Genomic DNA, 20,564 nt, shown 5'->3' on the forward strand with positions numbered 1-20,564 from the left:
GCACACAAGAGCATTTCATTCCCCTGCTAAAGCATCAATGTGTCCTTGCAGGAGCGGTTTCTTCCTCTTCTGACGAAACCAAGGCCGCGACAGGTGATGCGCTGACATCATCATCATCCAAATCTTCGTCGTCGGCTAAAGCCTCCGGCACACGCTCCAAGGCCAAGGATAAAACTTCGTCAATCCATTTTACCGGACGAATTTCCAAACCTTTTTTGACATTTTCGGGCACTTCTGCCAAATCTTTTTCATTCTCGCGCGGAATCAGCACTAACTTAATACCACCACGATGCGCCGCCAACAATTTTTCCTTGAGGCCACCTATAGGTAAAACTTCACCACGCAAGGTGATTTCCCCGGTCATGGCAACGTCCGCACGTACAGGAATACGGGTCATCGCTGAAACCATTGCCGTCACCATCCCAATGCCTGCGCTAGGGCCGTCTTTCGGCGTAGCACCCTCTGGTACATGGATGTGAACATTGTGCTTGCGTAAGAACCTACGGGTAATCCCCAAACTACGAGCACGGCTTTTCACTACGGTTTCCGCCGCATAGATGGATTCTTTCATCACCTCACCCAAGCGTCCGGTACTCTTGATCATGCCGTTGCCCGGTAATAGCGCACTTTCAATGGTCAGCAAATCGCCACCCACAGAAGTCCATGCTAAACCAGTGACTTGTCCCACTTGGTTTTTCGCATCCACACGCCCGTAGTCAAAGCGTTTAACACCTAAATATTTTTCAATGTTACGTGGGGTAATAGCAGTTTTCTTTTTGCCATTGAGCAAATGATCTTTCACTGCTTTACGGCACAACTTGGAAAGTTCGCGGTCAAGATTACGCACCCCGGCTTCACGGGTGTAATGACGCACAATATCTAGTACCACCGCATCACTAATGGAAAGCTCGCCTTTCTTCAAGCCATTCGCTGTAATCTGTTTTGGAATCAGGTAATTGCGGGCAATATTCAGCTTTTCATCTTCGGTATACCCCGGTATCCGAATGACTTCCATACGGTCAAGCAATGGCCCTGGAATGTTCATGCTATTTGAAGTCGCCACGAACATGACATCTGACAAGTCAAAATCAACTTCTAAATAGTGGTCAGAGAAGGTGTGGTTTTGCTCTGGATCGAGCACTTCCAACAAGGCAGAAGACGGATCACCCCGGAAATCAGTCGACATTTTGTCGATTTCATCCAGCAGGAACAAAGGATTGCGCGTACCAACTTTTGACAGGTTTTGCACAATTTTACCTGGCAAGGAGCCGATGTAGGTGCGGCGATGCCCACGAATTTCTGCTTCGTCACGCACCCCTCCCAAAGCCATCCGGGTAAATTTACGCCCGGTTGCACGTGCAATGGATTGCCCCAATGAGGTTTTACCGACACCCGGCGGCCCCACTAAGCATAAAATAGGCCCTTTGAGCTTTTTAACCCGCTGCTGCACCGCTAAAAACTCAAGAATACGTTCTTTGACTTCATCCAAACCGTAGTGGTCTTCATTCAAGACCTTCTCAGCAACAGGCAGGCTATTGTTAACTTTGGATTTCTTTTTCCAAGGCAAACCAACCAACCAATCGACGTAATTACGCACTACCGTCGCTTCCGCTGACATTGGCGACATCATTTTGAGTTTTTTGAGTTCAGCTTCAGCTTTATCGCGTGCCTCTTTGGGCATACCCGCGCTTTCAACTTTACGCGCCAGCTCTTCCATTTCATTGGGAGCGGCATCGTCCATTTCACCCAATTCTTTTTGAATGGCTTTAATTTGTTCGTTGAGGTAATACTCGCGTTGGCTACGCTCCATTTGCTGTTTCACGCGCCCACGGATTTTTTTCTCTACCTGAAGCAGGTCAATTTCACCTTCAACCAATTCCATGAGGTATTGAATACGCTCTTCAACGTCCAGCATCTCCAATACTTTCTGCTTTTCAGCGATTTTCAGCCCTAAATGCGCAGCGATAGTGTCCGCCAAACGCACGGGATCGTCGATACTAGACAGCGACGATAAGATTTCTGGCGGTACTTTTTTATTTAATTTGACGTATTGTTCAAACAATCCCACCAATGAACGGCTTAAGGCATCAACTTTGCGGGTATCGTTAACTAGTGAGGCGCAAATTTCGACTTCAGCAGAAGAAAAATCACCGTCTTGTTCAATCGCAATGATTTCGGCACGTTCTAAGCCTTCGACCAGCACCTTCAAAGTACCATCGGGCAATTTGAGTAGTTGCAAGATCGTCGCGAGCGTTCCGACAGTATGCACGTCGTTCAGATCAGGCGCGTCGACTTCAGCACTTTTCTGGGCAACCAATAACACTTGTTTGCCGTTATCCATCGCAATATCAAGCGCGTGGATGGATTTATTACGTCCAACGAATAAGGGGATAACCATGTGGGGATAAACAACCACATCACGCAACGGCAATACGGGAACAATTAATGTCTTAGCCATAATAATCACTCACTGTGGATATGGGGAACCCCTCACCCCAACCCTTATTCCTCAAGGGAATAAGGGCTACGAGGGGATTAGTAAACGTCATTCGCCAGCGGCTGCTACCTGCTGCGGCTCAACATTTTCATAGATAAGGTAAGGCGTGGATTCGCCGTTGACGACAGATTCGTCAACCACCACTTTGCTGACATTTTCTTCGGAAGGCAGGTCGTACATCGTATCAAGGAGGATTTTTTCCAAAATACTGCGCAAGCCCCGTGCACCGGTTTTACGCTCCATTGCTTTGCGGGCAATCGCGTGCAGCGCGTCATCACGGAATACTAATTCAGCACCTTCCATGTCAAACAGCTTACCGTATTGCTTGGTCAATGCATTTTTAGGCTCGGTGAGGATTTGCATTAACGCTTCCTCATCCAATTCTTCCAAAGTTGCCACAACCGGCAAACGCCCGACAAATTCAGGAATCAGACCATAACGCACTAAGTCTTCTGCTTCGATGTCTTTAATCACATCACCGAAACGACGCTTTTCATCCGGTGACTTGACCTTGGCGGAGAAGCCGATGCTACCCTTTTCAGTACGGTTGCTGATGACCTTATCCATCCCTGCAAACGCGCCACCGACGATGAACAGAATATGACGGGTATCCACTTGCAAGAACTCTTGCTGTGGGTGCTTACGTCCACCCTGCGGCGGTACAGAAGCAATCGTGCCTTCAATCAGTTTCAACAAGGCTTGCTGTACGCCCTCACCCGATACATCGCGGGTAATGGAAGGATTTTCAGCTTTGCGGGAAATTTTGTCGATTTCGTCGATGTAAACAATCCCTGTCTGGGCTTTTTCAACATCGTAATCGCACTTTTGCAGCAATTTCTGAATGATGTTTTCAACGTCTTCACCAACGTAACCGGCTTCCGTTAAGGTCGTGGCATCCGCAATGGTGAATGGTACATTTAACAAACGTGCTAAAGTTTCCGCCAATAAGGTCTTACCGCTACCGGTAGGGCCAATCAACAAAATATTGCTTTTTGCTAATTCAACCTCATCTTTACCACCTTTTTTGTGAAGGCGTTTGTAATGGTTGTAAACAGCAACGGAAAGGACTTTCTTTGCCAAATCTTGACCAATGACGTACTCATCAAGGCTGGCTTTCAGCTCACGCGGTGTCGGCAGGTTAGACTTATCGTCTGTCGCCTGTGCCGTATGCATTTCTTCTTGAATAATGTCGTTGCAGAGATCGACGCATTCATCGCAAATGAATACCGAAGGTCCGGCAATCAACTTGCGTACTTCGTGCTGGCTTTTGCCACAAAAAGAGCAATACAGCAACTTGCCGCTGTCGTGATCGCCTCTTCTATCTTTGCTCATCAGAACCTCTATCCTGCGCCACTCTTATGGCACGCTATTGTGAACGTAGGGGACTATTTGGTGTCTGCCCAGATGATTTCAAGCTCTATTATTGTAATTAACTTGCCATATGACAAGAACACTACGCTTTTCGTGTGTATTTTACGCCTCTTATCCCAAAAAACACCTCCCCAAACGCGAAAACAGCCTGACAAAGCAGGCTGTTTTCAGATGAAAGGCGGGAATTGGAAGCTCCGATTTATGAGCGAACCGTCAATACCTCGTCAATCAGACCGTAAGCTTGGGCAGCGGCCGCATCCATGAAATTATCACGATCCGTATCTTGCTCAATACGCTCGACAGTTTGCCCGGTATGACTCGCCAATACCTTATTCAAAACCTCGCGCATTTTGAGAATTTCACGCGCTTGAATTTCAATATCAGAGGCTTGCCCGCGCGAGCCACCCGATGGCTGGTGAATCATGACGCGCGAATGTGGCAATGCAAAACGCTTGCCTGGTTCACCCGCTGCCAACAACACCGCACCCATACTGGCTGCCTGACCGATGCACAAGGTACTAACCTGTGGCTTGATAAACTTCATGGTGTCGTAAATTGCCATGCCTGCGGTAATCACGCCACCCGGCGAGTTGATATACAAGTGAATATCTTTCTCTGGGTTTTCGGACTCAAGGAACAACAACTGTGCCACGATCAGATTGGCCATGTAATCTTCGACTTCGCCCACACAGAAAATGACACGCTCACGCAATAAACGTGAATAAATGTCAAACGCACGCTCACCGCGTGACGACTGCTCGATAACCATCGGTACACCGACAGCTTTTGGCTCTATGGGATTTCTTCCAAACATTACAACTACCTTTCCCTACTTAGGTTTTCAGGCTTCTGCCTGCTTGCTAGGATTCATCACGCTATCAAAATCACACGTTTCTTCCGTCACTGTTGCTTGCGTCAATGTCCACTCAACAATCATTTCTTCCATGACTGCGGCTTCAATAGTCTGCATTGCTTGACGATTGCTACGGTAGTAATCCTTCAACGCTTGAGGTTCTTCGTAAGTCGCTGCCACGGTATCCAGCATCGCTTCAACACGCGCAGGATCACGCTGCAAACCGTGTTGACGAATGATTTCACCGACCAACAAACCTAACTTCACGCGACGTTCGGCTTGCGGTGCAAACAACTCATCAGGGATATTATCGGCGGAAGTGCCTGCATTTTGCGAAAACTCATCACGCACGTAGCGGATTTCATCCTGCACCAATGATTTTGGAATATCCACATTATGTAATGCGGCCAAACCATCCATCACTTGTTGCTTGAGGTTGGTTTTCAGCTTGTTATCCAGTTCGCGCTGCATGTTCTTTTTGACTTCAGCACGGAAACTTTCAACGGATGAACCCTCAACGCCAAATTTCTGAATGAAATCTTCGTTAACTTCCGGCAATACCGCTTCGCGCACACGCTGCAATGACAGCTTGAATTGCGCCGTTTGACCCTTTAGGTTCTCTGCATGGTAAGTATCAGGGAAAGCCACATCAATGGTTTTTTCTTCGCCAGCACTCATGCCAACCAAACCATCTTCAAAGTCTTTCAACATGCGGCCTACGCCTAATTCAACGCTATAGTCTTGCGCAGCACCGCCTTCAAAGGCTTCGCCGTTCAAAGTACCGTCGAAATCAACGTTAACCATGTCGCCGACTTGCGCAGCACGTGCTACTTCTTGCCAATCACGGTTTTGGGTGCGGATAGTTTCGATCATCTTATCGAGATCAGCATCCGTCACTTCCGCAACCTGACGGCTAATTGCCAAGGTGTCAACACCAGCAATGGTGATTTCAGGATACACTTGGAAACTAGCGACGTATTCCAAATCCTTGCCTTCTTCCATCATGCTTTTCAGATCAATTTCAGGCAAACCCGCAACGCGCAATTTTTCTTGGCTTGCCGCTTCTTGGAAGGACGAACCGAGTAATTTTTCCACAACTTCGTAGCGCACGCCATCCGCGTAACGTTTTTTCACCACAGGAAAAGGCACTTTGCCGGGACGGAAACCATCAATGCGCACACGACCGACCATCGCTTTCAGACGCTTCTCAACTTCTTGATCAATCTGTACCGCAGGGAGCGTCACAGTCATTTTGCGGTCGATGTTACCAGTTGTTTCGAGAGAAACTTGCATGTAAAAACCTCGTTTACGGGCCTGCCATTTCACGAGGCAGGGCAATTCATCATTAAATTCAAGGAAGTAGAGGTGGTGCGAAAAGAGAGACTCGAACTCTCACGCCTTGCGGCGCTGGTACCTAAAACCAGTGCGTCTACCAATTCCGCCATTCTCGCACGTATCTATAAATGGTAAATTCCAAGCAAAAACGACGCTTAGAATCATAAAGGAGGCGATTATACACAGCAGTTGTGCCATTGTATAACATTTGAAGTAGGGAAAAGTGGGGTGACTGATGGGACTCGAACCCACGACAACCGGAATCACAATCCGGTGCTCTACCAACTGAACTACAGCCACCACTGAAACTGTTCACACTGTCGGGCATAAATGGCGCGCCCGGCAGGGCTCGAACCTGCAACCTACGGCTTAGAAGGCCGTTGCTCTATCCGTTGAGCTACGGGCGCAGCGTTGTAGATCAAAAATAGGGAATGGTCGGAGTAGAGGGATTTGAACCCCCGACCACCTGTACCCAAAACAGGTGCGCTACCAGGCTGCGCTATACTCCGACGAAAGTTAAGGCATGTCACTTAATGTAAGCATTCCTCAATCAAGAGCGCGAACTATACGTAGCCCGTGCTTTTGCGTCAAGCCCTATACCCGGTTTTTTTCATGCAAGATCGCTGCAATCCCCAACCTGCACCTCATACTGCTGATATTGCCATCACAAGCAAAACGTCAGCCTGTCAACAATATCCACCTTTCGGTAGAAATTAGTTTGCTTAATGAGATTTGATTGACTATAAACATTGTTCGGCAAGAATTTGTCTAGGCCACGCAGTCAGGACAATGATTACGCAGGACAGCGACTATTAGTGACCGAGTATTGAAAGGGATAAACCATGTTGAGTGCACAAAAAGAAGCAGCAGTCATCCGTAAGATATTGATTGCAGACGATTCCAATACAGAGCGATTAAACTTATTACACATTCTTGAAGCGGCTGGCTTTCAAGTGATAACCGCGCAGTCTGGCAATGAAGCCAAGGCATTAGCAGAGACAGAACTACCTGACCTGATCATGCTAGACATTATTATGGATGATGGCGATGGCTACCAAGCGTGCCGCGCATTGAAACGCAATGCAGCAACACAGCATATCCCTGTTGTTATGGTTTCCAGTAAGTCCAACCCCGTGGATCAACAATGGGCGGCAAAACTGGGGGCTACGGCCTATATCGTTAAGCCTTACAAAGAAGAAGATGTCTTGCAGCAAATTGCGGCACTTTGACAAGATAAAAACCCTTCTAAAATAAGAAAAAAATTAACCCTTTCTGGCATTAAAGAGGAGGCCAGCGTGGGAGATGAACAACAAGCGAGGGGTGCGACGATTTCCGAAACGTCTGCACCATTGATCAGTCGGTTTTGTTACCGTATTGGCGCACATACCCTTTTATTGGAAGCTACGCTAACAGCAGAAGTATTAACCACACAGACGATTCACGCCCTGCCCTTCGCACCTGATTGGTGTGCCGGATTGGTGAGCCTGCGTGGGGATTTGTTTCCCGTCATGGATATGCATAAAGTCGTGCTGGGTAAGCCCGCGCCCCATCAAACGCAATTATTGCTGATTCAGCATCCTCAGTTTTCTCCGATTATTTTGACGTGCGATGGTTTCCCACGCCAACTCAAGCTTTCCGACGCAGATTTAACGGAATACACCCCGGAAAATTTACCAAGCTGGATACCTCACACGCTACAGCACAATGGACAAACGCTGCTGGCAGCCGATCATGGCAGACTATTACGACAAATCCGGCAAACCACCAACCGCTAGTCACACTTTTAAGGAAGAAAGGTATGCAGAATAAATACAAAGATTTGACCGCCACATGGATGTTTAGCTTTTTGGCCTTAGGTATCAGTTTACCGTTCACCGCAACCTACGCTGAAGATGGCGTTACTGATAATGAAATTATGATCGGCGGAGTTATGGATCTGGAAGGACGTTCCAGCGGTCTAGGTCTTGGGATGAAAGCAGGTATCGAAGCCGCACTGGAAGGCCAAACGGTTGCAGGCCGCAAAGTGCGTTTTCTGGCTGCCAACGATTCTTACACACCTGAAAAAACTGTCGAAGCCACTCAAAAACTTATCGAGCAAAAAGTCCTCGCATTCGCCGGTAATGTAGGCACACCGACCAGCAAAGCCGCCCTGCCCTTATTGGAACAACACAAGATACCAGCGGTTGGCTTTTTTACTGGTGCTGGCTTATTGCGCCCCGGAAAAGGCGACATTCTGAATTTTCGTGCCAGTTATGTGCAAGAAACTAAAGCAGTCATCAGCAAAGCCCTTCAACACGGGATTCCTGCTAGTGGTGTTTGTGCGTATGTCCAAAATGATGCTTACGGAATGGCTGGCGTAATGGGAATTCGTGACGCATTGCAGGACGCAAAAGGCGAGCCTGCGACGCTGAAAGCATTGGACGATATTCTTGCGATGGAAGGCGAAGAGCCTGCCCGTAATAATAAAGGCCCGGTTGGAGTGTATGCCCGCAATACCTTTATTGCGCGTGATGGTTACGATTCGCTCAAAGCATGGGAAAAACAACAGGGTACAAACTGCCAACTGATTGTTACGGTTGGTACTTACGAGTCCATTGCCCGTTTTGTTGCTTACGCACACTCTAAGGCAGAACCGTGGATTTTCAGCGCGGTTTCTTTTACTGGCGCGGATTCCTTTCTCAAAGCACTCAGTAAATTTGACGTAAGCGACCGGGTCGTCATGACGCAGGTGGTGCCGTTACCGGATAGCGATTTACCCATTGTTCAAGAAGCACGCCAAGCATTAGGTAAGGAATACGGCTACGTTTCACAAGAAGGCTATATCGTTGGCAAGCTATTGCTACATGGTTTGCGCAAACTGGAAACGGATAGTAAACCACTCACCCGTAGCAATTTTTTGGCGGCAATCAAAGGGCAAAGCTTTGATCTAGGCGGCTTAAATATGGATTTCAGCAACGACAACCAAGGTTCTGATCTGGTTGTAATGACGGTGCTGTCTCAGGACAAATGGCTAACCATGCCGGATTCTGCATGGCGCAACTGGGTTAAGCCCAGCGAAACCAAAACAAATTGATCACCAAGGGAGATAGACTTATGGCGAATACAACAATTCAGAAAATTTCTTTTTTCAATAACTTATCGGTTGCCCGCCGTATCTATATGCTGATTTTCATTCCCTTGGCGATTCTGTTTATTACAGGGAGCTTTGCGGTAACGGCACTTAACCAAAACCGCGCGGCTTTGGAAAACATTAATAACAACGTTGCTGCTATCGACAAGGGTAATAAGATTATCCGCCGGATGCAGCGCGATTACGTAGCACTGCTCCACGAAGTACAAATTGGCAGCCGGACATGGGACGACGGCCTGAAAACCGTTACTAAACTGGAATCCGATGTTCGCGAAAACATCTTACCCCTGTACCGCCAAGCCAAAGCCACCACGATTGCTGCCAAGGACGAACAAACCTTAAACGCACTGACAGAAATCGAAAAACTGTTCAAAGCCATGAACGAAAGTAAAGTCTTGTTACAATCAGAAGACCGTAACAAACTGGAACTTTACCTACAAAATGACATTGATGCTGACACCAAACCGCTGCGTGACAGCATCCACAAAGAAGTAGAACGCGACATTAAATTAGCTGAAACCGCCTTCTTATCAGCGCAAGAAAACCTCAGTACCTTCTTGACGATTGGCATCGCGCTTATCTTGGTGGGGACATTACTCTCCGCAGGCTTGGGTTACTTTATTTATCAATCCATTTCCGACTCCATCGAAAAACTGACCAGCACAATGCGCCAGATTTCCTCTGGTAACTTGAAGGCAAGGGTTGAATTACATGGTAATAATGAACTCGCGGAAATGGGTGAAAACTTTGACCGAATGGTAGAAGAACGTATCGCCACTCAGGCACGAATTGACCGTGATCACCGCCAATTAAACCAATCAGTTAGCTCATTACTGAATGCGGTATTTGAATTGAGCGAACGTAACCTGACCGTCCGCGCAAAAGTAACTGAAGATGCTACCGGCCCACTCGCCGATGCGATTAACCAATTGGCAGAAGATACCACCGATGTTTTGAAACAGGTTCGTGACGTTGCTACCTCGGTAGAAAGTGCATCCCAAGACGTAAACCGTTACGCACTTTCCGTTAACGCACTGGCACAGTCAGAACAAGCTGAAGCTGAAGAAACTGCCACGCAATTGGAATCCATGCTGCAACGTTTGGATGATATTGCAGTCTCCGCACAACAAGCGAACCAAGTTGCAGATACCACGTCCAGCACGACACGCCACGCGCAAGAAACCGTTTCCCGAAGCGTGGAAAACATGACCAACATTCGCGACACCGTACAAGAAACCGGCAAACGCTTAAAGCGTCTTGGTGAACGTTCCCAAGAAATCAGCCAAATCATTGACGTAATCAATAACCTGTCCGAACGCACCACGGTACTGGCACTCAATGCTAGTATGCAGGCCACCGCCGCAGGTGATGCAGGACGCGGCTTCTCCATGATCGCGGAAGAAATTCAACGCTTGGCAGAAAGCTCACGCGATTCCACCAACCAAATCGCCACCTTGGTACGTAACATTCAGCAGGAAGCCAACACCACCATCGCTACGATGGATAACACCATTGCGCAAGTAGTCAGTGGTTCCACCTTGGCTGAAGAAGCTGCACAACAGATGCAAGCAACATTGGATGCAACCAACCAATTAGTTACCTCTGTTGAACAAATTGCCGCCGCTTCCGCCGAACAGGTAGCTGTAAGTAAGGACTTGCAAAACCGCGCTGAGCGCATTCTCGAATCCACCCAAGCAACGGGTAAAGAGTTACTGTCCCTCACCGGTTTGACCCGCAACATGGCCGAATACGGTCAGAGTTTGGTGAAATCGGTTAACGTCTTCAAACTGGAAGCGTAAGCCTATGGATGACACTATTGCCTTTGCCGAAGAGCTGGAAGAGGTTGCTCTCCAGCTTTCGACGCTGGATCCTCTGGTTGAAGATCCAGCAGACATAGCCGACCTCGCAGAACGTATCGTTGCTGAATACGAACGTTTAGGCATGACTGCCGCGATGTTTGATAAACAGGGCATTCAACAGGTAGCAGAATGGATACACGGCATTCTCACCAGTTTTCAGGCGACACTGCCCGAAGCCATCTTGGAGTTGTTACAAGAAGGTCAATTATTTAACTGGATTGAACTCACCGCGATTGCGTTACGCGAACCCGAAGAACTCTCTCACCTGCCAGCGATTAGCTCAGAATTACTCAGCGAAGCATGGCCTGAAAGTATTCCGGCGGAATTGCTCCAGCAATTACTGATCAATTTGCGCACCGATGCCCTGCACGCACAACAAGACGAAGATGAAGCGGCACACGCAACCGACGATGGCACTTCGGATGCTGGTGCAAATCCTTTAGCATGGGATGCGGATATTCACCCTGAACTGCTGGACGCTTGGTTACAGGAAACACCCGGGCAAATTGCCGAAGCCGCACGCCTGATTCATGTGATCGCCAAAGGTAACAGTACCAGTGAGCAAAAACGCCACGCTGCCCGCTTAGCGCACACTATCAAAGGAGCCAGCGGGGTTGTCGGGGTGGAAGCCATTACCGCCTTTACCCATCGTCTTGAAGACATCCTCGACCTCAATATCAGCGGCTACTTAAATCAAGGTTTGGGCGACACACTTGGGGCTTGCGCCGACTGTTTAGAATCCTTGTTTGAGCATTTGCAAGAAGGCAAAACGGTTCCTGATGAATATGCCACGCTATTAGCGGACATGGATGCATGGGAACAGCGCATTACCACCGAACCCGCGCCAACCCTTTATGACGAAGAAGCGAGCGAATCACCGGATGAACTTGGCAATGATTTGCTCACAGAAAATACCATTGTACTACCGGAATTCATTACCCAAGCCGGTGTAGGCAATGGTGAACTGGTCGAAGAAGATGCGCCAACTGCCGACATTCCGCGCAGCAGCAGTACTCACCTCGCCGTACCGATGGAAACCGTTCAACGTTTGCTGAACTTGGCGGGGGAACTCATTACCTCTACCAGTCAAATTGCAGAAAATGCCCAACGCACTTTGCAGTTTGGCAAGCAATTGCAGCAGCAGGACGAACATATCCGTCAAATGCTGGATGAACTGAGCGAAACCATAGATCAGCAATCAACCAAGCTGAATCGCCAAAACAATTTAAAACTGGTTAAACCCAGCGACCGTGCCAGCGATTTCGACCACCTCGAATTGGAAGGTTACAACGACCTTTACAGTACCACCAACCTATTGACCGAATCCGTTGCTGACAGCCGTGAAATGACTTACAGCTTACAGCAACAAATTCGCCAAATTTCGGATCAGGTTTACCAGCAACAACGCTTGCAACGTCAGCTCAGTGAAACGATTTTACGGACGCGCTTGATTCCCGTGCAATCTATTGCCGCACGGGTAGAACGTACCGTGCGCGAAACCTGTCGACGCACCAATAAACAAGCCAATATCAAAATCATCGGACAAAACTTACAAGTCGATACCGATATTTTGCAAGGTTTGACCGCGCCGCTATTACACATGCTGCGTAACGCCGTCGACCACGGCATTGAAACGCCCGAACAACGCCAAGCGCAACAAAAACCCGCAGAAGGTGTCATCGAATTGCGTTTTGAGCAAAAAGGCAATCATATTCACATGACCCTCAGCGATGATGGTCAAGGACTTGATGTTGAGCGTATTCGGCGGCGTGCGATTGAACGTGATTTGCTAAAAGAAGGCCAAGATCTCAGTGAAGCAGAAATGTTACGCTTAATTTTGCAACCGGGCTTTACCACACGCGAACAAGTTAGCGACATTTCAGGACGTGGTGTCGGCATGGATGTTGTGCAAAGTGCGGTGGAAGATTTGCAAGGTTTACTGCACCTCAGCAGCCAAGCAGGAAAAGGCACGAGTGTACACATTCAAGTGCCATTGACGCTGATTGCCACTAACGCGCTATTAGTACGCACGGTTGGCAACCTGATTGCCATTCCCGGCAATACCATTCAACAGGTGTTATACGTCGCATCAACCGACAATATCAGTGAAGATGGCACGTGGTACATCGAACACCAGACCCAAAAATTGGAAGTACTACAATTAGCGCGCTTATTTGGCTGGTATAGCGAAGCACCAGATTTAACCCAAGGCCATTCGTTGCTAATCATCGCCAGCGAAAATAAAACCTACGCAGTACACGTTGACGACATTTTACAACCACGTGACATCGTTGTTAAAAACTTACCAACTTGGTTAAACACGGCACAGGGTGTTAGTGGTGCGTGTATTCTTGCCAATGGTGAAGTTGCGCCGGTACTCGATACACTGCGTTTATTGCGTAACCTTGAACACGGCTTACTCAAATCAACACAGACTGCACAAACCAAAAGTGACAAGGCTCCGGCACGTCAAGCCATCCTCATCGTTGATGATTCACTCAGCAACCGTAAATCACTGAGCTTAATGGTTGAACAATTAGGCTATCGGTCGATTACCGCTGTTGATGGTTTAGATGCCTTACAGCACCTGCATTCACAAGCAGTCGAGCTCATTCTCACCGACTTGGAAATGCCACGCATGAATGGGTTAGAAATGACGCAAGCAGTACGGATATGGCCTGAAAAACGCCACGTCCCCATCATCATGGTAACGTCACGCAGTACGCAAAAACACAGAGAAATGGCTCAACAAGCTGGAGTAGATGGTTACTTAACCAAACCTGTTGACCATGAAACCCTGAAAACACAATTACAGAAGTGGCTTAGCACGCAATTGGCGGCCTAAGCGGACGGAGAAACAACCAATGCCCACGACAAAACAAGAAATTAGCATTTGCCTGTTCGAGTTACCGGATAAAGATCAAGCGGTCATCCAACGTGTAATCACCTTTGGGGCTTCACAAGGTAAACCTTATGCATTACACGCTAACCTCGGAGATGCCCACATTGTAGTTGCCTCAGATGATACTCCGCTCCCCACTCACAGTGCCGTCAGTATTCGTATTGGGGACGCTGGCAGCGCAGGCTGCGATTTAGTATTAGCACGCCCCTTACTGGTAACACGGGTGATGCGCATGTTAGATGATGCTGCAACCCTGTCCAAATCACGCCCGACTGCCACGATTCCTGCTCCTGTAGTTGAGGAACATATTCCGCAGTCACCGCCTGAAACAATTACACAAGCGATCAGTACACCAGAACTTATATCCAAACCAGAAATAATTCCGCCGATAGCTGAAGCAGTAGTAGAAGCAGAGCAAGTAGTTGAACAAGCTAAGACTGAAACTGAAGTTTCCGAACCAATAACATTAGCGAATAATGCTACGCCGGAAGCGATTTGCGAAGACGTAGTAACAGAAGCCGAAACAGCAGATTCCTATCTCTACCTTGCATTAGTCGTTGATGACAGTGCCGCTATACGTAAGCAACTAGAAATTGAGTTACGCAACGCACAAATTAAAGCGGAATTTGCAGAAACAGGCGAAGAAGCTTTAGAAAAGTCGCAAGGTAAACTGTACGATTTGGTATTTTTAGACATTATCATGCCGGGCATTGATGGCTACGAAGTCTGCCGTCAGATGCGCTCACGTAAAAACATGAAAAAGACCCCAATCATCATGTTAAGCGGCAAAACATCCCCGTTAGATGAAGTCCAAGGGGTTATCGCTGGTGCATCTACCTACCTAACAAAACCCGTCAAACACGAGCAGTTTCAGCAAACATTAAAACGTGTATCTAAATGGTTAACTAACTTCGCACGCTGATCTGGATAATTTATTGGAGGGGCGTGGATACACGCCCTTTTGATTGTGCGCGTTAAACGGAAGAGTATGCCGCGTCAATTACTTTGTCCGGTCGGCGACAACTATCTTGTCCGGTTAGTTGTCGTGTGAAAGTGGATTAGTTTTGCCTCCTGTTCATGGCAGATTGTCGGCGGTAACTCTCCCCTTGGCATTCCAAAATGGTGGCATGGTGGACGAGCCGATCAATGGCGGCGACGGTCATCATGTTGTCCTCAAATATCTGCCCCCATTCGCTGAAGGGATGATTGGAGGTGATGATGAGTGAGCCAGTTTCATAGCGGTGGGCAATCAGTTCAAACAGCACTTGGGTTTCTTGGTTGCTCTTTTTGACATAGCCGATGTCATCCAGCAGTAACACTTCGTAACGGTCAAGGCGCAACAACATCTCTGCCAGCAACAGTTTTTCCTTGGCCTGCTGCAATTGCTGGACGAGAGCGGTGGCACTGAAGAATTTGGCGCGGAAGCCCTTTTCCAGCAAGCCTGCGGCGATGCCGCACGCCAGATGGGTTTTGCCGATGCCACTGGGGCCGAACAGCAGCAGGTTATGCGCCTGTTTGACCCATTGGGGTTGCTCGACCAATGCCTTGACTTGGTTGGCCTTGATGCCGTGGACTGCGCTAAAGTCAAAGTGTGACAGGCGTTTGCCTGCGGGTAACTGGGCTTCGTGCAAGTAACGTTTCAGGCGTTGTTGGTAGCGTTCATTGACTTCTTCCTCACACAATGCGGCAAGGTATTGTTGTGGCAACCATTGCCCGTCCAACGCCTGTTGCGCGAGTGCTTCCCAACACTTGCCGATGGTGGACAAGCGCAGTTCCTTCAACAAGATGGGCAGTGCTTCCAAGCTAGCCATGGGCAACCCCTGTAACACCCAAGAGGGCATCGTAAGCTGCCAATGGCACAGTATGCGACTGGATCAGCGGGACACCGCTGGGGGTTTCCGGGGCGAACCGCTCACGGCACTGCGCAATGCTGGGCAACGCGGAGCTGTGCAGGTGTTGCATGACAAACTGCCCGATGGCCAACTCTTGACCTGACTGGGCAGCCAAATACAGCAGCTTGACTAGGTAACGGCTGGCCTCTGTGGGTGGCAAAGTGGCATCCACCTGCGCCCAGATGGCCTTGTAGTCGGCGTTAGGCAATAGGTCATCGCGGATTTGTGAACAGCGGAACGCTTGAGGCTTACGCACCAACGAATCAATCACATGGCGGTAATTGACGCAACGCCCATTGCCGCCTTTGGGTGCATACAAGCGCGGCAGTGTCAGCAAATGGACGGTGCTGTGGTACAACTCCAGCCGTTCGTCATAGGCCAGCAACAACAATGGCGTACCCACCCACTGGGAAGGGACGGTGTAAGTGATGCGTTTGAAGCGGATGGTACTGCTGCTGGAAACCATAACCGGGTGTTCTGCATAGTCATTGGTGCGTTGCCGGGGTAACGGGCGCAAATGCGGCTTCTCCTCCTCAAAGCGTGTCCGACACGCCTTGTTGATGACCAACACCACCTGATCCACAAACGCTTGGTAATCCGCCAGTGCGTCAAAATCGGCGGAACCCCGCAACAGTAATGCTTGTGCCACCCGGCGTTTAAAATGCCCGTGGGCAGCTTCCACTGCCCCGTTTTCATGGGCAACGCCCTTGTTGTTGCGGCTGGCCTTGACGTGGTAATGGCGGCACAACGCCGCGTAACGTCGGGTCAGGGTCTGTTCTTCAACCAAATTGTTGTAGGCCGCACTCAGGCTGTCGGTACGGTGCTCGCGGGGTGTGCCGCCGCTGCGCCACCATGCATCCTGCAAGCCGGTTGCCAATGCCTCATAGCTCTCGCCACCACAAATGACCTTCACGTGGCACCAGCCGCTGTAGACCAGCCGGTAATGGTAAAAGCGGTGGGCAAACGCTTCCCCCTTGAGCGTGATCCCGTTGGGCTTGAGTTGGGTAAAGTCAGAAATACCTTGCTGCCCCGGTTCATGGTGCTGCAAAAACATCACCTCCAGCGGTTTGCCGTGTTGCAGCTTCCACGCCTTGATGCGGCGTTGTAAGGTGCGTTCCACCTTGCTGTCATACTGGTCGGGGTAACGCTGGCACACGTATTCCCACAAGGTCTTGGGCAACAGTTCAGGGTTGTCTTGCAGTAAGGGAACCAGCTCACTTTCCCAAACACCCGCCAGTGGGTCAGTACGGGTACGCCAGCTTCGTGGGGCTGGCTGTCCGCCGGGTGGGACATGGCTGGGTTGTTCAAGACGGCGGCCTGTCCGTTCGGAAAGGCCAGCCTTAACGGCGGCACTCACTTGCGTGAGTCCTGCTTCTCGGAGTTTCATATAGAGCCTGTATTGTTGAGTATTGGTCGGGAATCCAGGCATCGGTTTCTCCTTAGAGAAATACGCCTGAGTCTACCAACTCAACCGGCCACCGTAATTGTCGCCGACCGGACAAGATAATTGTCGCGGAATAGGAAGAGTATTATCGGAATGCTTTCGGACAAAAAAAAAGCCCCGTCACAAGACTGTGAACGGGGCTTTTCGATTTGGAGCCTGGCGTTGACCTACTCTCACATGGGGAAGCCCCACACTACCATCGGCGATGCACCGTTTCACTTCTGAGTTCGGGATGGGATCAGGTGGTTCCAATGCTCTATAGACACCAGGCAAACTGGCCGGGTTAACGTGAAGCTTTATAAGTGCAAGGACTTCCATCCCCACCGTGGCCTTCACAACCCAATTCGGAAAAATAATCGTGGTTCAACTGTTACTTTACTGACTAAACCGTAAATCCACAAGCAGACCGCTCGGGGTTATAGGATCAAGCCTCACGGGCAATTAGTACTGGTTAGCTACATGCGTTACCGCACTTCCACACCCAGCCTATCAACGTCGTAGTCTCCAACGGCCCTTTAGAACCCTCTAGGGGTTAGGGAGATCTCATCTTGGGAGGGGCTTCCCGCTTAGATGCTTTCAGCGGTTATCCCGTCCGAACATAGCTACCCTGCAATGCCACTGGCGTGACAACAGGAACACCAGAGGTTCGTCCAACCCGGTCCTCTCGTACTAAGGTCAGCTTCCCTCAAATCTCCAACGCCCACGGCAGATAGGGACCGAACTGTCTCACGACGTTCTGAACCCAGCTCGCGTACCGCTTTAAATGGCGAACAGCCATACCCTTGGGACCTGCTTCAGCCCCAGGATGCGATGAGCCGACATCGAGGTGCCAAACTCCCCCGTCGATATGGACTCTTGGGAGGAATCAGCCTGTTATCCCCGGAGTACCTTTTATCCGTTGAGCGATGGCCCTTCCATTCAGAGCCACCGGATCACTAAGACCTACTTTCGTACCTGCTCGACTTGTCTGTCTCGCAGTCAAGCGTGCTTATGCCTTTACACAAACCTCTCGATTTCCGACCGAGATTAGCACACCTTCGCGCTCCTCCGTTACTCTTTGGGAGGAGACCGCCCCAGTCAAACTGCCCACCATGCACTGTCCCTGACACTGTTATGTCGAGGTTAGAACATCAAAATTGCCAGGGTGGTATTTCAAGGATGACTCCACCAGAACTGGCGTCCCGGTTTCATAGTCTCCCACCTATCCTACACAAGCAAGTTCAATGTTCAGTGCAAAGCTACAGTAAAGGTTCACGGGGTCTTTCCGTCTAGCCGCGGGTACACTGCATCTTCACAGCGATTTCAATTTCACTGAGTCTCGGATGGAGACAGTGCCGCCATCGTTACGCCATTCGTGCAGGTCGGAACTTACCCGACAAGGAATTTCGCTACCTTAGGACCGTTATAGTTACGGCCGCCGTTTACCGGGGCTTCGATCAAGAGCTTCGCTTGCGCTAACCCCATCAATTAACCTTCCGGCACCGGGCAGGCGTCACACCCTATACGTCCACTTTCGTGTTTGCAGAGTGCTGTGTTTTTGATAAACAGTCGCAGCGGCCTGGTCTCTGCGGCCCCCAACAGCTTTAACACCGTCAGGGGCGTACCTTCTCCCGAAGTTACGGTACCATTTTGCCTAGTTCCTTCATCCGAGTTCTCTCAAGCGCCTTGGAATTCTCATCCAGCCCACCTGTGTCGGTTTGGGGTACGGTCAGCACTAACCTGAAGCTTAGGGACTTTTCTTGGAAGCATGGCATCAACCACTTCAGCACCGTAGTGCCTCGTCATCACGCCTCAGTGTTAAGGGTTCCCGGATTTGCCTAAGAACCCCACCTAAACGCTTAAACAACCATCCAATAGGTTGCTGGCCTAGCCTTCTCCGTCCTCCCATCGCAGTTAGTGCCGGTACAGGAATATTGACCTGTTTCCCATCGACTACGCATTTCTGCCTCGCCTTAGGGGCCGACTAACCCTGCGCCGATTAACGTTGCGCAGGAAACCTTGGGCTTTCGGCGGACGGGTTTTTCACCCGTCTTGTCGTTACTTATGTCAGCATTCGCACTTCTGATACCTCCAGCAAACTTCCCAGTTCACCTTCACAGGCGTACAGAACGCTCCTCTACCACCATGCTTTCGCATGATCCACAGCTTCGGTATATGGCTTAAGCCCCGTTGAATCTTCCGCGCAGGCCGACTCGACCAGTGAGCTATTACGCTTTCTTTAAAGGATGGCTGCTTCTAAGCCAACCTCCTGGCTGTCTGTGCCTTCCCACATCGTTTCCCACTGAGCCATAATTTGGGGACCTTAGCTGGTGGTCTGGGTTGTTTCCCTTTTGACAACGGACGTTAGCACCCGCTGTCTGTCTCCCGTGCTCGCACTTCCTAGTATTCGGAGTTTGCAATGGGTTGGTAAGCCGGTCAGGGCCCCCTAGCCATAACAGTGCTCTACCCCTAGGAGTGATACACGAGGCGCTACCTAAATAGCTTTCGAGGAGAACCAGCTATCTCCGAGCTTGATTAGCCTTTCACTCCTATCCACAACTCATCCCCTACCTTTTCAACGGGAGTGGGTTCGGTCCTCCAGTGTATGTTACTACACCTTCAACCTGGTCATGGATAGATCGCCCGGTTTCGGGTCTACTCCCAGCGACTGAACGCCCTGTTCAGACTCGCTTTCGCTACGCCTCCCCTATCGGTTAAGCTTGCCACTGAAAGTAAGTCGCTGACCCATTATACAAAAGGTACGCAGTCACCCCGTAGGGCTCCCACTGCTTGTACGTACACGGTTTCAGGTTCTATTTCACTCCGTTCACCACGGTTCTTTTCGCCTTTCCCTCACGGTACTGGTTCACTATCGGTCGGTCAGTAGTATTTAGCCTTGGAGGATGGTCCCCCCATCTTCAAACAGGATTTCACGTGTCCCGCCCTACTTAATATGTCCTCTATGCCGTTTCGTGTACGGGGCTATCACCCTGTATCGCGAGCCTTTCCATACTCTTCCACTACAACATAAAGATTCGGCTGTTCCCCGTTCGCTCGCCGCTACTGGGGGAATCTCGGTTGATTTCTTTTCCTACAGGTACTTAGATGTTTCAGTTCCCTGCGTTCGCTTCCCTTGCGGGATACCACTAAAGTGGTGGGTTTCCCCATTCGGAAATCCTCGGATCAATGCTTATTTGCAAGCTCCCCGGGGCTTATCGCATGCTATAACGTCCTTCATCGCCTCTGACCGCCTAGGCATCCACCGTATACGCTTAGTCACTTGATCCTATAACCCTGAGCAG

Annotated in this window: 12 protein-coding genes, 4 tRNA genes and 2 rRNA genes; 6 read left to right on the forward strand and 12 right to left on the reverse strand. The window is 49.6% G+C overall.

The features are described from left to right. Positions 1–34 precede the first annotated feature (34 nt). The 8 genes from lon to J9260_RS12180 form a co-directional block, all read right to left on the reverse strand. Positions 35–2,458, reverse strand: coding sequence for an endopeptidase La (gene lon, locus J9260_RS12145; protein ID WP_210218018.1), 2,424 nt, complete (start codon positions 2,456–2,458; stop codon positions 35–37). An 87-nt stretch (positions 2,459–2,545) separates the two neighbouring features. After that, complete coding sequence (gene clpX / locus J9260_RS12150; protein ID WP_210218019.1) at positions 2,546–3,829, reverse strand: ATP-dependent Clp protease ATP-binding subunit ClpX; 1,284 nt, start codon at positions 3,827–3,829, stop codon at positions 2,546–2,548. Between the two features lie 238 nt (positions 3,830–4,067). After that, on the reverse strand, positions 4,068–4,682 hold the full coding sequence (gene clpP / locus J9260_RS12155) for an ATP-dependent Clp endopeptidase proteolytic subunit ClpP (RefSeq protein WP_210218020.1): 615 nt from the start codon (positions 4,680–4,682) through the stop codon (positions 4,068–4,070). Positions 4,683–4,709: 27 nt separating this feature from the next. Beyond that, a complete protein-coding gene (gene tig / locus J9260_RS12160) occupies positions 4,710–6,014 on the reverse strand; it encodes a trigger factor (RefSeq protein ID WP_210218021.1) in 1,305 nt (434 codons plus the stop codon). Positions 6,015–6,087: 73 nt separating this feature from the next. Further along, positions 6,088–6,172 (reverse strand) — tRNA-Leu (locus J9260_RS12165). 108 nt (positions 6,173–6,280) lie between these two features. Beyond that, positions 6,281–6,356 (reverse strand) — tRNA-His (locus J9260_RS12170). 31 nt (positions 6,357–6,387) lie between these two features. Next, positions 6,388–6,463 (reverse strand) — tRNA-Arg (locus tag J9260_RS12175). A gap of 25 nt (positions 6,464–6,488) precedes the next feature. Further along, positions 6,489–6,565 (reverse strand) — tRNA-Pro (locus J9260_RS12180). Between the two features lie 333 nt (positions 6,566–6,898). Here J9260_RS12180 and J9260_RS12185 point away from each other — a divergent pair. The 6 genes from J9260_RS12185 (at position 6,899) to J9260_RS12210 (ending at position 14,869) form a co-directional block, all read left to right on the forward strand. Continuing rightward, positions 6,899–7,285, forward strand: coding sequence for a response regulator (locus tag J9260_RS12185; RefSeq protein WP_210218022.1), 387 nt, complete (start codon positions 6,899–6,901; stop codon positions 7,283–7,285). 66 nt (positions 7,286–7,351) lie between these two features. After that, positions 7,352–7,831: a chemotaxis protein CheW gene (locus J9260_RS12190; RefSeq protein WP_210218023.1), complete on the forward strand. Its 480-nt coding sequence runs from the start codon at positions 7,352–7,354 to the stop codon at positions 7,829–7,831. A 23-nt stretch (positions 7,832–7,854) separates the two neighbouring features. After that, positions 7,855–9,129: an ABC transporter substrate-binding protein gene (locus J9260_RS12195; RefSeq protein WP_246499425.1), complete on the forward strand. Its 1,275-nt coding sequence runs from the start codon at positions 7,855–7,857 to the stop codon at positions 9,127–9,129. 20 nt (positions 9,130–9,149) lie between these two features. Continuing rightward, positions 9,150–10,985 (forward strand): methyl-accepting chemotaxis protein, encoded by a 1,836-nt coding sequence (locus J9260_RS12200; RefSeq protein WP_210218024.1) that lies wholly within the window; start codon positions 9,150–9,152, stop codon positions 10,983–10,985. A 4-nt stretch (positions 10,986–10,989) separates the two neighbouring features. Next, the gene (locus J9260_RS12205; RefSeq protein ID WP_210218025.1) at positions 10,990–13,890 is read left to right on the forward strand and encodes a hybrid sensor histidine kinase/response regulator; all 2,901 of its coding nucleotides are present in this window, start codon (positions 10,990–10,992) and stop codon (positions 13,888–13,890) included. A 19-nt stretch (positions 13,891–13,909) separates the two neighbouring features. Continuing rightward, positions 13,910–14,869: a response regulator gene (locus J9260_RS12210; protein WP_210218026.1), complete on the forward strand. Its 960-nt coding sequence runs from the start codon at positions 13,910–13,912 to the stop codon at positions 14,867–14,869. Between the two features lie 136 nt (positions 14,870–15,005). Here J9260_RS12210 and istB read toward each other — a convergent pair whose 3' ends face one another. From istB to J9260_RS12230, 4 genes are all read right to left on the reverse strand, one after another. Continuing rightward, a complete protein-coding gene (istB, locus tag J9260_RS12215; protein WP_210218027.1) occupies positions 15,006–15,758 on the reverse strand; it encodes an IS21-like element helper ATPase IstB in 753 nt (250 codons plus the stop codon). Further along, the gene (istA, locus tag J9260_RS12220; RefSeq protein ID WP_210218028.1) at positions 15,751–17,268 is read right to left on the reverse strand and encodes an IS21 family transposase; all 1,518 of its coding nucleotides are present in this window, start codon (positions 17,266–17,268) and stop codon (positions 15,751–15,753) included. The genes istB and istA overlap by 8 nt, the downstream gene beginning before the upstream one ends. Before the next feature lie 169 nt (positions 17,269–17,437). Then, a 5S ribosomal RNA gene (rrf, locus tag J9260_RS12225) occupies positions 17,438–17,553 on the reverse strand. A gap of 150 nt (positions 17,554–17,703) precedes the next feature. Then, positions 17,704–20,548, reverse strand: a 23S ribosomal RNA gene (locus J9260_RS12230). Between the last annotated feature and the right edge of the window lie 16 nt (positions 20,549–20,564).

Origin of the sequence: Thiothrix unzii (genome assembly GCF_017901175.1) — a bacterium.
GTDB classification, from domain to species: Bacteria; Pseudomonadota; Gammaproteobacteria; order Thiotrichales; family Thiotrichaceae; genus Thiothrix; species Thiothrix unzii.

Bases quoted from the DNA above. Each gene is read 5' to 3' on its own strand.
- lon (WP_210218018.1), bottom strand. From the start codon at position 2,458: ATGGCTAAGACATTAATTGTTCCCGTATTGCCGTTGCGTGATGTGGTT.
- clpX (WP_210218019.1), bottom strand. From the start codon at position 3,829: ATGAGCAAAGATAGAAGAGGCGATCACGACAGCGGCAAGTTGCTGTAT.
- clpP (WP_210218020.1), bottom strand. From the start codon at position 4,682: ATGTTTGGAAGAAATCCCATAGAGCCAAAAGCTGTCGGTGTACCGATG.
- tig (WP_210218021.1), bottom strand. From the start codon at position 6,014: ATGCAAGTTTCTCTCGAAACAACTGGTAACATCGACCGCAAAATGACT.
- J9260_RS12185 (WP_210218022.1), top strand. From the start codon at position 6,899: ATGTTGAGTGCACAAAAAGAAGCAGCAGTCATCCGTAAGATATTGATT.
- J9260_RS12195 (WP_246499425.1), top strand. From the start codon at position 7,855: ATGCAGAATAAATACAAAGATTTGACCGCCACATGGATGTTTAGCTTT.
- J9260_RS12200 (WP_210218024.1), top strand. From the start codon at position 9,150: ATGGCGAATACAACAATTCAGAAAATTTCTTTTTTCAATAACTTATCG.
- J9260_RS12205 (WP_210218025.1), top strand. From the start codon at position 10,990: ATGGATGACACTATTGCCTTTGCCGAAGAGCTGGAAGAGGTTGCTCTC.
- J9260_RS12210 (WP_210218026.1), top strand. From the start codon at position 13,910: ATGCCCACGACAAAACAAGAAATTAGCATTTGCCTGTTCGAGTTACCG.
- istB (WP_210218027.1), bottom strand. From the start codon at position 15,758: ATGGCTAGCTTGGAAGCACTGCCCATCTTGTTGAAGGAACTGCGCTTG.
- istA (WP_210218028.1), bottom strand. From the start codon at position 17,268: ATGCCTGGATTCCCGACCAATACTCAACAATACAGGCTCTATATGAAA.